Genomic DNA, 14,038 nt, shown 5'->3' on the forward strand with positions numbered 1-14,038 from the left:
CATGACCACTTCGACTGAGCCGGCCAAGCGCGGCTGGCTGCAGCGGATCGACCGCGAGCGGCTGCTGCTGTCGATCGCCGCGCCCGTGCTGGCCGTCATCGTCTCGGCGGTGATCTGCTGCGTGCTGCTGGCCGCGGCCGGCTACGACCCGATCGAGGCCTTCCGGCTGATGTTCAGCTACGGCTTCGCCTCGGACGGGCAGGTGGCGATCCTGAACAAGGCGACCACCTACTACCTCGCCGGTGTCGCGGTCGCCTTCGGCTTCCGGATGAACCTGTTCAACATCGGTGCCGACGGTCAGTACCGGCTGGCCGCGCTCTTCGCGGCCTACGTCGGCGGGGCGGTCGACCTGCCGGCGTTCCTGGAGATCCCGCTGGTGCTGCTGACCGCGATGCTGGTCGGCGGGTTCTGGGCGGGCATCGCCGGTGTGCTCAAGGTGACCCGCGGGGTCAGCGAGGTCATCTCGACCATCATGCTGAACGCGATCACCGTCGGCGTGATCGGCCTGCTGCTGGTGCCCGGCCGCTTCGTGCCGGAGATCAAGACCGGCAGCAGCAACGGCATCCAGACCAAGACGATGGCCGAGTCGAGCAACTTCTTCACCTTCGACACGACCGGCGGCAAGCTCTACGGCTTCATCATCGTCGCGGTGATCGTCGGCGTGCTCTTCCAGCTGACCCTGAACCGCACCCGGTTCGGCTTCGACCTGCGGGCCACCGGGCGCTCGGAGGAGGCGGCGGCCGCCAGCGGCGTCAACGTCAAGCGGATGGTGCTGACCAGCATGTGCGTCTCCGGCGCGCTGGCCGGCCTGATCGGCATGCCGGACCTGCTCTCCGCGCCCACCGGGCACTACTTCGGGCAGAGCTTCCAGGCCGGCGTCGGCTTCACCGGCATCGCGATCGCGCTGCTCGGCCGCAACACCCCGATCGGCATCGCGCTGGCGACGCTGCTCTGGGCCTTCCTGGACGCCACCGCCGGGCAGCTGTCCACCCACAGCTTCCCGCCGGAGATCGTCAACGTCATGCAGGGCACCATCGTGATCTGCGTGGTCGTGGCCTACGAGCTGGTCCGCCGGTTCGGCATCAAGCGCCAGCAGCAGAAGGTCGGCGCCCAGCTCGCCGCTCAGGCCGCCGCGGCGGCGAAGAAGGAGGTGGCGGCATGAGTACCGCAACCGAGGCCCGTCCCAAGCCGGCCGGGCAGGCGCCCGCCAAGGGCGGCCGCAAGCTCTCCTGGCCGGTCCTGCTGCTGCTCTCGGCCGGCGTGCTGGTGCTCTTCTCGGCGGTCGGCATGATCACCGGGAACCACAGCCTGACCTCCTCCGGCCAGATCGCCGCCGCGCTGGGCGCGGCCGTGCCGATCGGCATGGCCGGTCTGGGCGGCCTCTGGTCCGAGCGGGCCGGCGTGGTCAACATCGGCCTCGAGGGCATGATGATCGCCGGCACCTTCGCCGGCGCCTGGACCGGCTACCTGGTCAACCCCTGGGCCGGCCTGCTGGCCGGCATGGCGGCCGGCGCGGCCGGCGGCCTGCTGCACGCGGTGATCACGGTCGGCTTCGGGGTGGACCACATCATCTCCGGTGTCGGCATCAACATCCTGATCCAGGGCCTCTGCCTCTACATCAACAAGATCTACTACCAGGACTACCGGGACGTCGGCGCCGGCGCCTCGAAGTCCCCGCCGACCCCGTCGCTGCCGACCATCACCGTGGGAGGCCTCTCCTCCTGGCTGGACGGGATCGAGAAGCACCACTGGTTCCTGGTCTCGGACCTGGCCGGCGTGCTGGGCGGCCTGGTCACCGACCTGTCGGTGGTCACGGTGATCGCGGCGGCGCTGCTGGTCGCCACCTACTTCATCCTCTGGCGCACCAGCTTCGGCCTGCGGCTGCGCTCCTGCGGCGAGAACCCGACGGCGGCGGAGTCGCTGGGCGTCAACGTCTACAAGTACAAGTACATCGCGGTGATCGCCTCCGGCGCCTTCGCCGGCCTGGGCGGGGCCTACCTGTCGATGGTCGCGGCCAACGTCTACCAGGACGGGCAGACCGGCGGCCGCGGCTACATCGGTCTGGCCGCGATGATCTTCGGCAACTGGCTGCCGGGCGGCCTGGCCACCGGCGCGGGCCTGTTCGGCTTCACCGACAGCCTGCAGCTGCGCGACCCGAGCTCGGTGCACGTGCTGCTGCTGGTGATCGCGATCGTGCTGGCGCTGATGGGCCTGTGGAACCTCTACCGGCGCAAGTGGACCGGTGCGGCGATCACCCTGGTGCTGGCCGGCGCGGTGGCGATCTGGTACGCGACCACCTCCACGGTGGAGCGGCCGCTGATCGTGGCCTCGCCGTACGTGATCACCCTGGTGGTGCTGACGCTCTCGGCCCAGCGGCTGCGGCCGCCGAAGGCCGACGGGCAGATCTACCGCAAGGGGCAGGGCAAGTGACGGGCCGCCAGGCGGTGGCCGCCGGCTCCGTCGACTGGGAGGCGCTGCGGGAGGCGGCCCGGGGCGCGATGTCCCGGGCGTACGCCCCGTACAGCAAGTACCCGGTGGGCGCCGCGGCCTACGTGGACGACGGCCGGGTGGTCACCGGCTGCAACGTGGAGAACGCCTCCTACGGGCTCGGCCTGTGCGCCGAGTGCGGGCTGGTCTCCGCGCTGCACGCCAGTGGCGGCGGGCGGCTGACGGCGTTCACCTGTGTGGACGGCGCCGGCGAGCCGCTGATGCCGTGCGGGCGCTGCCGGCAGCTGCTCTGGGAGCACGGCGGGCCGGAGCTGCTGGTGGAGCTGCCGAGCGGGATCAAGCCGATGACCGAGGTGCTGCCGGACGCCTTCGGTGCGGAGCGCCTGTAGGCCGGTCGGTAGTAGTCACAGCCCCTGTGACGCGCGTAGAGTGAGGCGCGGGGCGGCCTGAGCAGTGGGCCGCCCCGCGCTTCTCCGTTCTCATCTGCGCCGCCTCCTGGAGCCATGCCATGGACGTCATCTCCGTCATCACCGCCAAGCGCGACCGCCGCGAACTGACCGACGATCAGATCGACTGGGTGATCGACGCCTACACCCGCGGAGTGGTGGCGGACGAGCAGATGTCCGCGCTGGCCATGGCGATCCTGCTGAACGGCATGAACCTGCGCGAGATCGGCCGCTGGACCGAGGCGATGATCCGCTCCGGCGTCCGGATGGACTTCTCCGGCCTGGGCCTGCCCACCTCCGACAAGCACTCCACCGGCGGCGTCGGCGACAAGATCACCCTGCCGCTCGCCCCGCTGGTCGCCGCCTGCGGCGCCGCCGTCCCGCAGCTCTCCGGCCGCGGCCTCGGCCACACCGGCGGCACGCTGGACAAGCTGGAGTCCATCCCCGGCTGGCGGGCGCTGCTCTCCAACGAGGAGATGCTGCAGGTGCTGCGCGACACCGGCGCGGTGATCTGCGCGGCGGGCGACGGCCTGGCTCCCGCCGACAAGAAGCTCTACGCGCTGCGCGACGTCACCGGCACGGTCGAGGCGATCCCGCTGATCGCCTCCTCGATCATGTCCAAGAAGATCGCCGAGGGCACCGGCGCGCTGGTGCTGGACGTCAAGGTCGGCTCCGGCGCCTTCATGAAGAACCTGGCGGACGCCCAGGAGCTGGCCCGCACCATGGTCGGCCTCGGCCGCGGCGCCGGGGTCAACACGGTGGCGCTGCTCACCGACATGTCCACCCCGCTCGGCCTGACCGCGGGCAACGCCCTGGAGGTCCGCGAGTCCGTCGAGGTGCTGGCCGGCGGCGGCCCCGCCGACGTGGTCGAGCTGACCGTGGCGCTGGCCCGCGAGATGCTGGCCGCGGCCGGCGTGCACGGCAAGGACCCGGCCGACGCCCTGCGTGACGGCTCCGCGATGGACCACTGGCGCCGCATGATCACCGCCCAGGGCGGCGACGTGGACGCCCCGCTCCCGGTCGCCAAGGAGCAGCAGGTCATCACCGCCCCCGCCGGCGGCGTCCTCACCGCCCTCGACGCCTACGCCGTCGGCGTCTGCGCCTGGCGCCTGGGCGCCGGCCGCGCCCGCAAGGAGGACCCGGTCCAGGCCGGCGCGGGCGTCGAGCTGCACGCCAAGCCCGGCGACACCGTCACCGCCGGCCAGCCGCTGCTCACCCTGCACACGGACACCCCGGAGCGCTTCGAGTACGCGGTGGAGGCGCTGGCGGGCGGCATCGACGTGGCGCCGGCGGGGACGGAGTACGCGCGGACGCCGCTGATCCTGGACCGGATCGGGTAACTGGGCGGAGTCGGTCGAGTACGCTGGGTCATATGGGTGGCGAGCGGTTCACGGTCGAGCTGGAGCCGGAGGTGCCGTCGTGAACCACTCGCAGTGGAAGACCGCGCGGACCCGCGCCCTGCTCGGCGAGCAGGTCGAGGAGGGCCCGACCGTGACGGCTTGGCGGCGGGAGAACCGCTACGCCTTCGCGTTCGGGCAGGCTCTGTACGACCGGCGAACCGAGCTGGGGCTCACCGAGGAAGAACTGGCCAACCGGATCGGCCTGACCCTGGAGCAGGTCGAGGAGATCGAGGGCGGCGCAGTCGTCCCGACTCTCTCGATGCTGGAGCAGTTGGCGGTCGCGATGGATGCGGAACTCGACATCCACCTGGTGCCGGGGACGGTCGCCCGGCTCAGGTTCCCGGCCTCGGCCGCCTGAGCCACCTCGACAGCGCGCACGGGGAACGAACCCGCCCCTCCCGCTTGTTCTGTGATCGCAGTGCCCCCGGTGGAGCACCGGGGGCCATGAGCCGATTGGGGAGCGGAATGTCGGAGCGGGTGCACGTGATCGCTGAGCTGCGGCCGAAGGCGGAGCGGGCGGGGGAGTTCCGGGAGCAGGCCGAGGCGATGGCGCGGGCCAGCCGGGCGGAGGAGGGGTGCGTCTCCTACCAGCTGTACGTGGACCCGGCGGACCAGGGGCGCTGGGTGATCGTCGAGGAGTGGGCCGACCGGGCCGCCCTGGACGCCCACCTGGCCAGCGCCCACCTGGCGGAGTCGCTGGCCAGGACCGCCGAACTGCTCGCGGGGGAGCCGCGGCTGAGGATCCTGGCCGAGTCGGCGTGAGCCGAGGCTCCGATCCCCGGAACCCGCGGCAACCGGTCGGCGGTCTCGCGGCGTCGGTGCTCAGGCCGGCAGGGCGGCCGCCCGCACAGCCCGCCGGGTCGCGTAGAGCGTGATCCCCGCCGCCGCCGTCATCGCCGTCAGGCCCACCGCGGCCGAGCCCGGCCAGCCGAGGGCGTGGTAGGCGTCGGCGCCGAGGGTGCCGCCGAGGCTGTTGCCCAGGTAGTAGGCGATCAGGTAGAGCGCGGAGGCCTGGGCGCGGCCGTGGGTGGCGGTGCGGCCGACGGCGGATGAGGCGGTGGCGTGGCCGGCGAAGAAGCCGGCGGTGATCAGGACCAGGCCGAGCAGGGTGGCCCAGAGCGGGGTGGCGAGGGTGAGGAGCAGGCCGGCGGTGGTGCAGGCGATGGCGGCGTAGAGGGTGCCGCGGCGGCCGAGGCGGGCGGTGAGGCGGCCCGCGCCGGCCGAGGAGGCGGTGCCGACCAGGTAGACCACGAAGATCGAGGCGGCCACCGACTCCGGCAGGTGGAAGGGCGCGGCGATCAGCCGGAAGCCGACGGTGTTGTAGACCGCGCCGAAGACCGCCATGAAGAGCGCGCCCAGCCCGTACAGCCGCAGCAGCAGCGGGTCGCGCAGGTGGGTGCCGACGGTGCGGGCCAGGGCGTGGGCGTCCACCGGGGTGCGGCGGAAGTGGCGGGCGGGCGGGATCAGCAGCCGGAACGCCGCGGCCGCGGCCAGGGCCAGCAGGGCCGAGACGGTCAGTCCCCAGCGCCAGCCCCAGGCGGCGGCGCTCCAGCCCGCCACCAGCCGGCCGCCCATGCCGCCGATGCTGTTGCCGGCCACGTAGAGGCCCATCGCGGAGGCCAGCGCGCTCGGGTGCACCTCCTCGGCCAGGTAGGCCATCGCGGTGGCCGGCAGCCCGGCCAGGGCCGCGCCCTGCACGGCGCGCAGCACCACCAGGGTGGTCAGGTCCGGGGCGAACGGCAGGGCGAGCGCGAGCAGCGAGGCGGCCAGCACCGAGCCGGTCATCACCGCCGTGCGGCCGAAGCGGTCGGAGAGCGCGCTGGCCGGGAGCAGGGCGAGGGCCAGGCCCAGGGTGGCGGCGGAGGCCGTCCAGCTGGCCTGACCGGGCGTCAGCCCGAGGTCGGCGGAGAGCAGCGGGAGCAGGCCCTGGGTGGAGTAGAGCAGCACGAAGGTGGCGATGCCGGCCGCGAAGAGCGCCAGGTTCGAGCGGCGGAAGTCGCGCTGCCCGGGGAGGAGTCGAGAGCTGGTGGCAACGGCATTCGGCGCGCCGGCGGCGAGTGCCTCGGTATCGGCGGAAGGCATGGCACCGACGGTAGACCCGGCCGATTCCATGCGTCCAATGCATGGATGAGCCATGATTGATGCTGTGATGCATGAGGATCAGCCCTCGTTCGACCTCGGTCCGGGCTCCCCGGCCGCGCTGCTGGCCCCCCGGCTGGCGCAGTTCGCCGCCGTCGCCCGGCTGGAGCACGTGACCCGGGCGGCCGAGGAGCTGGGCTTGCCGCAGCCCACGCTCTCCCGGGCGATCGCCCGGCTGGAGGCCGAGCTCGGAGTGGCGCTGCTGGTCCGGCAGGGCCGCGCGGTGCGGCTGACCAGGGCCGGGCGGCTGCTGCTCGGCGCGGTGGAGCGCTCGCTGGCCGAGCTGGACCGCGGCGCCCGGGTGGTGCTGGCGGAGAGCGACCCGGCGACCGGGCGGGTGGCCTTCGGGTTCCTCCACACCCTGGGGACGGACGCGGTGCCCGCGCTGCTGCGCGGCTTCCGGGCGGACCACCCGCAGGTCGGGTTCCAGCTGGCCCAGGACTACGTGGCGGCGATGCTGGACCGGCTGCGCTCGGGCGAGCTGGACCTCTGCCTGGTCTCGCCGCTGCCCGACGCGCCCGAGCTGACGGTCCGCCGGCTGGACGAGCAGCAGCTGCACCTCGCCGTGCCCGCCGACCACCGGCTGGCGGGCCGGCGGACGATCCGGCTGGCCGAGGTGGCCGAGGAGCCGTTCGTCGCGGTGGAGCGCGGCTACGGGCTGCGCACCCTGACCGACGACTTCTGCGCCCAGGCCGGGTTCGTGCCGCGGATCGCCTTCGAGGGCGAGGAGGTGGAGACGCTGCGCGGGCTGGTCGCGGCCGGGCTCGGGGTGGCGCTGCTGCCGCTCGGGCTGGTGCCGCGCCCTGGGGTGGTGGACCTGGCGGTCACCGCGCCGCGCACCCGGCGGGCGATCGGGCTGGCCTGGCTGGCGGGCCGGCCGCTGCCGGCGCCCGCCGAGGCCTTCCGCGACTTCGTGCTCACCCGGCGGGGCCGGCTGCTCGACCACGGGTGAGACCTGGGCCGGACGCTCGATCCGCGCTTGAACGGCGGGTGAACCGACCGGCGAGCCCTTGGGATTCTACGCGCGTAGGCCTTACACTCCCGCAATGGAGAAGCAGATCCCCGTCCCCGCGGGCACCACGGCCCCGCGCACCCCGACCGCCGACCAGATCCGCCGCGCCCCCAAGGCCGTGCTGCACGACCACCTGGACGGCGGCCTCCGCCCCGAGACGATCGTCGAACTGGCCGCCGCCTGCGGCTACACCGGCCTGCCCACCACCGACCCGGCCAAGCTGGGCGTCTGGTTCCGGGAGGCCGCCGACTCCGGTTCGCTGGAGCGCTACCTGGAGACCTTCGCGCACACCTGCGCCGTGATGCAGACCCGCGAGGCGCTGGTGAAGGTCGCCGCCGACTGCGCCGAGGACCTGGCCGCCGACGGCGTGGTCTACGCCGAGGTGCGGTACGCCCCCGAGCAGCACCTGGAGGGCGGCCTGACCCTGGACGAGGTGGTCGAGGCGGTGCAGGAGGGCTTCCGGCTCGGCGAGGCCGCCGCCCGCGCGGCCGGCCACCGGATCAAGGTCGGCACCCTGCTCACCGCGATGCGGCACGCCGCCCGCTCCACGGAGATCGCGGAGCTGGCCAACCGCCACCGGGACAACGCCGTGGTCGGCTTCGACATCGCCGGTGCCGAGGCCGGGTTCCCGCCCACCCGCCACCAGGCCGCCTTCGACTACCTCAAGGGCGAGAACAACCACTTCACCATCCACGCCGGCGAGGCCTTCGGCCTGCCCTCGATCTGGGAGGCGCTGCAGTGCTGCGGCGCCGACCGGCTCGGCCACGGCGTGCGGATCACCGACGACATCACCGTCCACGAGGACGGCACCGTCACCCTCGGCCGGCTCGCCGCCTACGTCCGGGACAAGCGGATCCCGCTGGAGATGTGCCCCACCTCCAACCTGCAGACCGGCGCCGCCGACTCCTACGCCGCGCACCCGATCGGCCTGCTGGCCCGGCTGAAGTACCGGGTGACGGTGAACACCGACAACCGGCTGATGAGCGGCACCAGCATGAGCCAGGAGTTCGCCCACCTGGTCGAGGCCTTCGGCTACGACCTGGACGACATGCAGTGGTTCACCGTCAACGCGCTCAAGTCGGCCTTCCTGCCGTTCGACGAGCGGCTGGCGATGATCAACGAGGTGGTCAAGCCGGGGTACGCGGAGCTGCGCTCCGAGTGGCTCTTCGGCACCTCGGCCTGAGCTGACCCGAGGTCAGAAGCCTTTATTCATAAGGTCCGACAGGTCACCCACAGGGGTGACACGCTTTTGGCCCCGGCCAGCGGCACTGTCTACGGTGGGCCGGTCACTGCTGACACGGCGCGGCGGCGTACCCCGGGGCGGCTGCCGCTCCGGACCGAGCCGGGCGCGCCGGCCCGAGAGACCCGAGGACCCACCATGAAGCAGGCCACTCTCAAGGCCGCCGGCACCGCGGCGCTCGCCATCGCGGCGGTTGCCGCCGGTACCGCCTCGGCCGCTGCCTCCGCCGGCGGCGGTCTCAGCGCGCTGCCCACCAACGGCCTGCCCGACACCGGTGGCCTGACCGGCACGCTGAGCAAGGCCCCGGCGGTCGGCGGCCCGGTCGCGCAGACCACCGGCATGCTCAACCAGGGCGCCGGCCAGGCGGCCCAGGCCGGTGACCAGACCGCTGCCGCCCCCACCCGCGGGCTGCCGATCAGCGCCGTCTCCAGCGTCACCAAGCAGGCCGGCGGCCCGCTGGGCGGCGTGGTCGGCAGCGCGGTGCCGCTGAGCGGCGGGCTGCCGCTGGGCGGCTGAGCCGCCGCAGGTCGTGGCGAGGGCGCGGTTCCCGGTGACGGGGGCCGCGCCCTCGGCGCATCCGCAGGCGCGGCGGGGCCGGCTCGGTCAGGGCTCCTGCGGCAGCAGCAGCCAGAGCGCCAGGTAGATCAGGAACTGCGGCCCCGGCAGCAGGCAGGAGAGCAGGAAGATCAGGCGGACCGTCCACGGGGTCAGGCCGAAGCGCTCGGCGACCCCGGCGCAGACGCCGGCGATCACGCGGTTGTGACGGGGGCGGGCCAGAGTGCGCATCGTGTTCTCCCTGTCCAGGGGTTGTTCGGATGCCTCCATCCTGGCCCCGGGCGCCCCGGTCAGGCGTCCGCCCGGATGCCGATCCGCGACCCCCGGGTCTCACCGGGCCGGCCGATCCGGGAATCGGGGTCGGTCTCAGGGTCGGCCCTGAGAACGGCGGGCTCCGCCGGGTCGGCCGGCTCCTCCCGCAGAGTCGGCCCGGCCGCCGTCCGGCGCCGGCAGCAGGCCCGGGTGACCGGCAGCACCAGCAGGTGCAGCAGCGCCGCGCCGACCACGCCGAGCAGCACGTCGTCCACGTTCAGCACCCGCCCGGCCGAGGTCTCCAGCACCTCCAGGCCGGTGGCGATCAGCGCCGTGCTGCCCACCGCGTGCAGGAAGGACGGCAGCCAGCGGGTGTTGAGCCGCCCCCCGGCCAGCGGCAGCAGCACCCCGAGCGGCGCGGTCTGCGCCAGCGCGGCCGCCACCTGGCGCGCCGCCCCGCCGCCGCCGGGGCCGAAGGCCCGGTGCAGGGTCGCGAACGGGGAGAGGTTGGCGTCGTAGGCCCAGGCCACCGCGGGAAGCTGACGCAGGGTCAGCCAGCCGAGCAGCGCGAAGTGCAGCGTCAGCAGGACCAGCGCCCCGGAGCGGAGCGGGGCGGGGAGGCTCGCAGTGCCCCCGGGTCGTACCTCGGGAGCCTGTTCTCGCTCTGGAATCCGCACCCTGCCCATGCTGGTGCCATCTCGCTGCACGTCACTGGAGACGCGGCCGTGCGGCGGCCCGGTTCCCTGCCCGGTGCGGCCACCAGGTGTCCTCACTCACAGTGCGGCCGGGCGGCGGTGCCTACTGGCAGTGCGGCGTGCCGCTCGGGGTGGGCGTGGGGGACGGGAGCGCGCTGAACAGGCTGCCGGCGGGCAGCGAGGGCGCGGCCGTCACCGCGGGCCCCGGGCTGAAGGGGCGCGCCGTGCCGTGCTGCGGCACTGCCGACGGGGTGGCCGGCGCCGCGGGCGGGCGCAGCGGGCTGGGGCAGGAGGTCCGGCTGGCCGGGGCGCCGGCGTCCACCGGGATCGCCGTCGGCCGGATGCCGCAGCCGGCCGCCAGCAGGGCCACCGCCGCCGTGCCGAGCAGGGCGGCCGCCCTGCTCCGTCGTGTCCGCCTCACTGCTCCGGCCTCCGCTCGATGGGCTCGCCGCCCGCCTGCGGCGGGGCGGGCGGGCGCAGCGGCAGGCGCAGGGTGAAGACCGCGCCGTGCTCGCCGTTGCCGGCGGTGATGGTGCCGCCGTGGATCTGCGCGTTGGCCATCGCGATGGACAGGCCCAGGCCGCTGCCCTCGGAGCGGGCGCGGCCCTTGTCCGCCTTGTAGAAGCGGTCGAAGACGTGCGGCAGCACGTCCTCCGGGATGCCCGGACCGCTGTCGCTCACCCGGACCACCACCTCGCCGGCCCCGGTCGGGCCGGTGCCCTGGCGGACCGTCACCTTCACCGGGGAGCCGCCGTGCTTGAGCGCGTTGCCGATCAGGTTGGCGAAGACCACGTCCAGCCGGCGCGGGTCCACCACGGCGAGCACGCCGCGCGGCGCGTCCACCTCGACCGCGTCGTACCAGGCGCGGCCGTCGATGCAGGACATCACCAGGTCGGCGATGTCCATCTCGTCGGCGACCAGCTTGGCGGTGCCCGCGTCGAACCGGGTCACCTCCATCAGGTTCTCCACCAGGTCGGAGAGCCGGCGGGTCTCGCTGACCACCAGCCGGACGGCCGGCTCGATCATCGGGTCCAGCGACTCGGCCTCGTCCTCCAGGATGTCCGTCACGGCGGTCATCGCGGTCAGCGGGGTGCGCAGCTCGTGCGACATGTCGGCGACGAACCGGCGGCTCTGTGCCTCCCGGGCGCTCAGCTCCTCGACCTGCTCGGAGAGCGCCTCGGCGGTGCTGTTGAAGGTGCGCACCAGGTCGGAGAGCTCGTCGGTGCCGCTCACCTCCAGCCGGGTGTCCAGCTTGCCCTCGCCCAGCCGGCGGGCGGCGTCGGCGAGTTGGCGCACCGGGCGGAGCACGGTGGCGGAGGCGGCCTGGGCCAGCAGGGTCGCGGCGATCAGCGCCAGCAGGGTGGCCACGGCCAGCGACCAGCCGAGGGTGTTCAGGTCGGCCCGCTCGTTGTCCAGCGACTTGAACATGAAGGCGGTCGGTCCGCTGGGCGCCACCCGGGTGCCGCCGACCACGTACGGGTGGCCGTCCAGGTCCACCCGCTGCCAGTACAGGTGGTAGGCGTACGGGTTGCCCGGGCCCACCGGGCGCGGGGTGGTGACGGCCGTCAGCAGCGCGTGCGGCACCTGGGCCATGGTGAAGCGCGGGTCCGAGCCGGCCGCGCAGCCGGGCTGGCCGTCGTCGGTGACCACCACGTTGTAGCTCAGCCCGGAGCTGGCCACGTCGGTGGCCAGCCCGATCAGGTCGGGGCAGGCGGCGTTCAGCGGCAGGGTGGAGACATTGCGGCTGAGCGAGACCCGGAAGTCGTTCAGCGCGGTGTCCTGGGCGCGCTTCAGCACCGCGTCGCGGTTCAGCCAGTAGGCGATCCCGGAGGCGGAGACCGCCGCGGTCAGCGCCACCACGGCGAAGACGGCCGCCAGGCGGACCCGCAGTGAGCTGAGTCGGAGCCGCCGCCGCCAGGCCTGGCGGCGGCCGTTCTGATGGTCGGTCACGTCTGGGGTCAGCCGTTCGCTTCGGGGTCTCGGGTGGCGCTAGGTCGGTCGGACCGTCCGGTCAGGAGGGCGGGTCCAGACGATAGCCCACCCCGCGGACCGTGCGGATCAGCGTCGGCGCCGAGGGCACGTCCTCCACCTTGGCCCGCAGCCGCTGCACGCAGGCGTCGACCAGGCGGGAGTCGCCGAGGTAGTCGTGCTCCCAGACCAGGCGGAGCAGCTGCTGGCGGGAGAGCGCCTGGCCGGGGCGGCGGCTCAGCTCCAGCAGCAGGCGCAGCTCGGTCGGGGTGAGCTGGAGGTCCTCGCCGTCCTTGGTCACGGTCATCGCCGAACGGTCGATCACCAGCGAGCCGAAGGCGGAGGAGTCCGAGCTCTCCCGCTCGCCGCGGCGCAGCACGGCGCGGATCCGGGCGTCCAGCACCCGGGGCTGCACCGGTTTGACCACGTAGTCGTCGGCGCCGGACTCCAGGCCCACCACCACGTCGATGTCGTCGGAGCGGGCGGTCAGCAGGATGATCGGCAGCTGATCGGTGCGGCGGATCCGGCGGCAGACCTCGAAGCCGTCGATTCCGGGCAGCATCACGTCCAGCACGATCAGGTCCGGGCGCTGCTCCTTGAACAGCCGGAGACCGTCCTCGCCGGACGCGGCGGCGGCCACTCGGTGGCCCTGGCGGGTGAGCGCGAGTTCGAGGCCGGTCCGGATGGCATCGTCGTCCTCGATCAGTAGCAGGTAAGGCACATCGGCCATTCTGGCTCACCCGGTGTGCCGCCGGGAACCGTCCGGGACAGCTGGGACGTCGATGGTGGCGAGCGCCACTCAGGACGGAGCCCTGTCAGCAGGGCTCAGGCCCCGGGGCTTGTGACACCGCTGTGACAGACGGCGGACACCGCCATGACGGGCCGAGGGCAGGATTTTCCTTGTCACCGCGACCGACCGCCACAGAGCGGGCGGGACGGGGACGGTGAAAGGAACCGCTCGGACCGACCATGGGGGCGCCACGATGAACGCAACGCTTGAGACCCGGAGCTTCTGGGACGCCAAGCGCAACGCGCAGGCGTTGGCGGGGTCGGCCGAGGCCGCGGGATGCTCGGGGGGACGCCGGGGGAGCGTGGGCAACCGCAGCCACGGGGGGAACGGGGGGACGAAGGGGGCGACCCTCTACCGGGTGGGGCCGGTGGCGGAGAGCCTTCCCGAGACCGGACAGGGAGGCGCGCCGGGGGAGCCCGCGGCCGCCGAGGCGGACCACCTCACGGAGTTCACCGCGTACGTGCGCGAGCGGCGCGCCTCCCTGTACGCCACGGCCTACCACCTGACCGGTGACCGGCACGAGGCCGAGGACCTGCTGCAGAGCGCGCTCTTCAGCACCTACCGCGCCTGGGGCCGGATCGCCGACAAGGCGGCGGTCGGCGGCTACCTGCGCCGCACCATGACCAACCTGCACATCTCGGCCTGGCGCCGGCGCAAGCTCAACGAGTACCCGACCGAGGAGCTGCCCGAGACCGTCGGCGACACCGACGCCATGGGCGGCACCGAACTGCGGGCCGTGCTCTGGCAGGCGCTGGTCAAGCTGCCGGAGAACCAGCGGACCATGCTGGTGCTCCGCTACTACGAGGGCCGCACCGACCCGGAGATCGCCGACATCCTGAACATCAGCGTCGGCACCGTCAAGAGCAGCATCTGGCGCGCCCTGCGCCGGCTGCGCGACGACGAGCAGCTGAACCGCAACGGCGACACCGTGCACGCCTTCGGCGAGCTGGTCGCCTGACGCACCACCAACTCCCGTCGGGGGACGGGTGATCTGGGCGCGGGTCGCGCGGGGCTCGGGGGAGCCCCCGTCGGCAGGGAAGCCGCGTCCGTCAACCGGCAGCCGGCCGGCGTCTCGGGAGAGGACGCCGAGCCG

At 73.6% G+C, this 14,038-nt stretch carries 16 protein-coding genes; 10 read left to right on the forward strand and 6 right to left on the reverse strand.

Features of this window, described 5'->3' with window-relative positions; genetic code table 11:
• Nucleotide 1 precedes the first annotated feature (1 nt).
• From ACFYNO_RS04555 to ACFYNO_RS04580, 6 genes are all read left to right on the forward strand, one after another.
• Nucleotides 2-1,162, forward strand: coding sequence for an ABC transporter permease (locus ACFYNO_RS04555; RefSeq protein WP_388005095.1), 1,161 nt, complete (start codon nucleotides 2-4; stop codon nucleotides 1,160-1,162).
• Nucleotides 1,159-2,430 (forward strand): ABC transporter permease, encoded by a 1,272-nt coding sequence (locus ACFYNO_RS04560; protein ID WP_388005098.1) that lies wholly within the window; start codon nucleotides 1,159-1,161, stop codon nucleotides 2,428-2,430. Before ACFYNO_RS04555 ends, ACFYNO_RS04560 begins: the two co-directional genes overlap by 4 nt.
• Nucleotides 2,427-2,837: a cytidine deaminase gene (locus ACFYNO_RS04565; RefSeq protein ID WP_388005101.1), complete on the forward strand. Its 411-nt coding sequence runs from the start codon at nucleotides 2,427-2,429 to the stop codon at nucleotides 2,835-2,837. Before ACFYNO_RS04560 ends, ACFYNO_RS04565 begins: the two co-directional genes overlap by 4 nt.
• 119 nt (nucleotides 2,838-2,956) lie before the next feature.
• Nucleotides 2,957-4,234 (forward strand): thymidine phosphorylase, encoded by a 1,278-nt coding sequence (locus ACFYNO_RS04570; protein ID WP_388005104.1) that lies wholly within the window; start codon nucleotides 2,957-2,959, stop codon nucleotides 4,232-4,234.
• Nucleotides 4,235-4,313: 79 nt separating this feature from the next.
• Entirely contained in the window at nucleotides 4,314-4,652 is a 339-nt protein-coding gene (locus tag ACFYNO_RS04575; protein ID WP_388005107.1) for a helix-turn-helix domain-containing protein, read from the forward strand.
• A gap of 107 nt (nucleotides 4,653-4,759) precedes the next feature.
• Nucleotides 4,760-5,056, forward strand: coding sequence for a putative quinol monooxygenase (locus tag ACFYNO_RS04580; RefSeq protein WP_388005110.1), 297 nt, complete (start codon nucleotides 4,760-4,762; stop codon nucleotides 5,054-5,056).
• A gap of 60 nt (nucleotides 5,057-5,116) precedes the next feature.
• Here the strand turns inward: ACFYNO_RS04580 and ACFYNO_RS04585 are convergent, their stop codons facing one another.
• Entirely contained in the window at nucleotides 5,117-6,376 is a 1,260-nt protein-coding gene (locus ACFYNO_RS04585; protein WP_388005113.1) for an MFS transporter, read from the reverse strand.
• Between the two features lie 67 nt (nucleotides 6,377-6,443).
• On the opposite strand from ACFYNO_RS04585, the gene ACFYNO_RS04590 reads away from it, so the two are divergent.
• The 3 genes from ACFYNO_RS04590 to ACFYNO_RS04600 all read left to right on the forward strand — a co-directional run bounded on the left by ACFYNO_RS04590 (nucleotide 6,444) and on the right by ACFYNO_RS04600 (nucleotide 9,201).
• Nucleotides 6,444-7,385 (forward strand): LysR family transcriptional regulator, encoded by a 942-nt coding sequence (locus ACFYNO_RS04590; RefSeq protein ID WP_388005116.1) that lies wholly within the window; start codon nucleotides 6,444-6,446, stop codon nucleotides 7,383-7,385.
• A 94-nt stretch (nucleotides 7,386-7,479) separates the two neighbouring features.
• On the forward strand, nucleotides 7,480-8,628 hold the full coding sequence (locus ACFYNO_RS04595) for an adenosine deaminase (RefSeq protein ID WP_388005119.1): 1,149 nt from the start codon (nucleotides 7,480-7,482) through the stop codon (nucleotides 8,626-8,628).
• 195 nt (nucleotides 8,629-8,823) lie between these two features.
• Nucleotides 8,824-9,201, forward strand: coding sequence for a hypothetical protein (locus tag ACFYNO_RS04600; RefSeq protein WP_388005122.1), 378 nt, complete (start codon nucleotides 8,824-8,826; stop codon nucleotides 9,199-9,201).
• Between the two features lie 87 nt (nucleotides 9,202-9,288).
• Here ACFYNO_RS04600 and ACFYNO_RS04605 read toward each other — a convergent pair whose 3' ends face one another.
• From ACFYNO_RS04605 to ACFYNO_RS04625, 5 genes are all read right to left on the reverse strand, one after another.
• Nucleotides 9,289-9,471 (reverse strand): PspC domain-containing protein, encoded by a 183-nt coding sequence (locus ACFYNO_RS04605; RefSeq protein ID WP_388005125.1) that lies wholly within the window; start codon nucleotides 9,469-9,471, stop codon nucleotides 9,289-9,291.
• A gap of 59 nt (nucleotides 9,472-9,530) precedes the next feature.
• A complete protein-coding gene (locus ACFYNO_RS04610) occupies nucleotides 9,531-10,169 on the reverse strand; it encodes a VanZ family protein (protein ID WP_388005128.1) in 639 nt (212 codons plus the stop codon).
• A gap of 121 nt (nucleotides 10,170-10,290) precedes the next feature.
• Complete coding sequence (locus ACFYNO_RS04615; protein ID WP_388005131.1) at nucleotides 10,291-10,608, reverse strand: hypothetical protein; 318 nt, start codon at nucleotides 10,606-10,608, stop codon at nucleotides 10,291-10,293.
• Entirely contained in the window at nucleotides 10,605-12,137 is a 1,533-nt protein-coding gene (locus tag ACFYNO_RS04620; protein ID WP_388005134.1) for a sensor histidine kinase, read from the reverse strand. The genes ACFYNO_RS04615 and ACFYNO_RS04620 overlap by 4 nt, the downstream gene beginning before the upstream one ends.
• Nucleotides 12,138-12,198: 61 nt before the next feature.
• Nucleotides 12,199-12,876, reverse strand: a complete 678-nt coding sequence (locus tag ACFYNO_RS04625) for a response regulator (RefSeq protein ID WP_388005137.1) — start codon at nucleotides 12,874-12,876, stop codon at nucleotides 12,199-12,201.
• 262 nt (nucleotides 12,877-13,138) lie between these two features.
• Here ACFYNO_RS04625 and ACFYNO_RS04630 point away from each other — a divergent pair, with 262 nt between their 5' ends.
• The gene (locus ACFYNO_RS04630) at nucleotides 13,139-13,903 is read left to right on the forward strand and encodes a SigE family RNA polymerase sigma factor (protein WP_388005140.1); all 765 of its coding nucleotides are present in this window, start codon (nucleotides 13,139-13,141) and stop codon (nucleotides 13,901-13,903) included.
• Nucleotides 13,904-14,038 lie beyond the last annotated feature (135 nt).

Origin of the sequence: Kitasatospora sp. NPDC006697, from assembly GCF_042869935.1 — a bacterium.
GTDB lineage: Bacteria > Actinomycetota > Actinomycetes > Streptomycetales > Streptomycetaceae > Kitasatospora.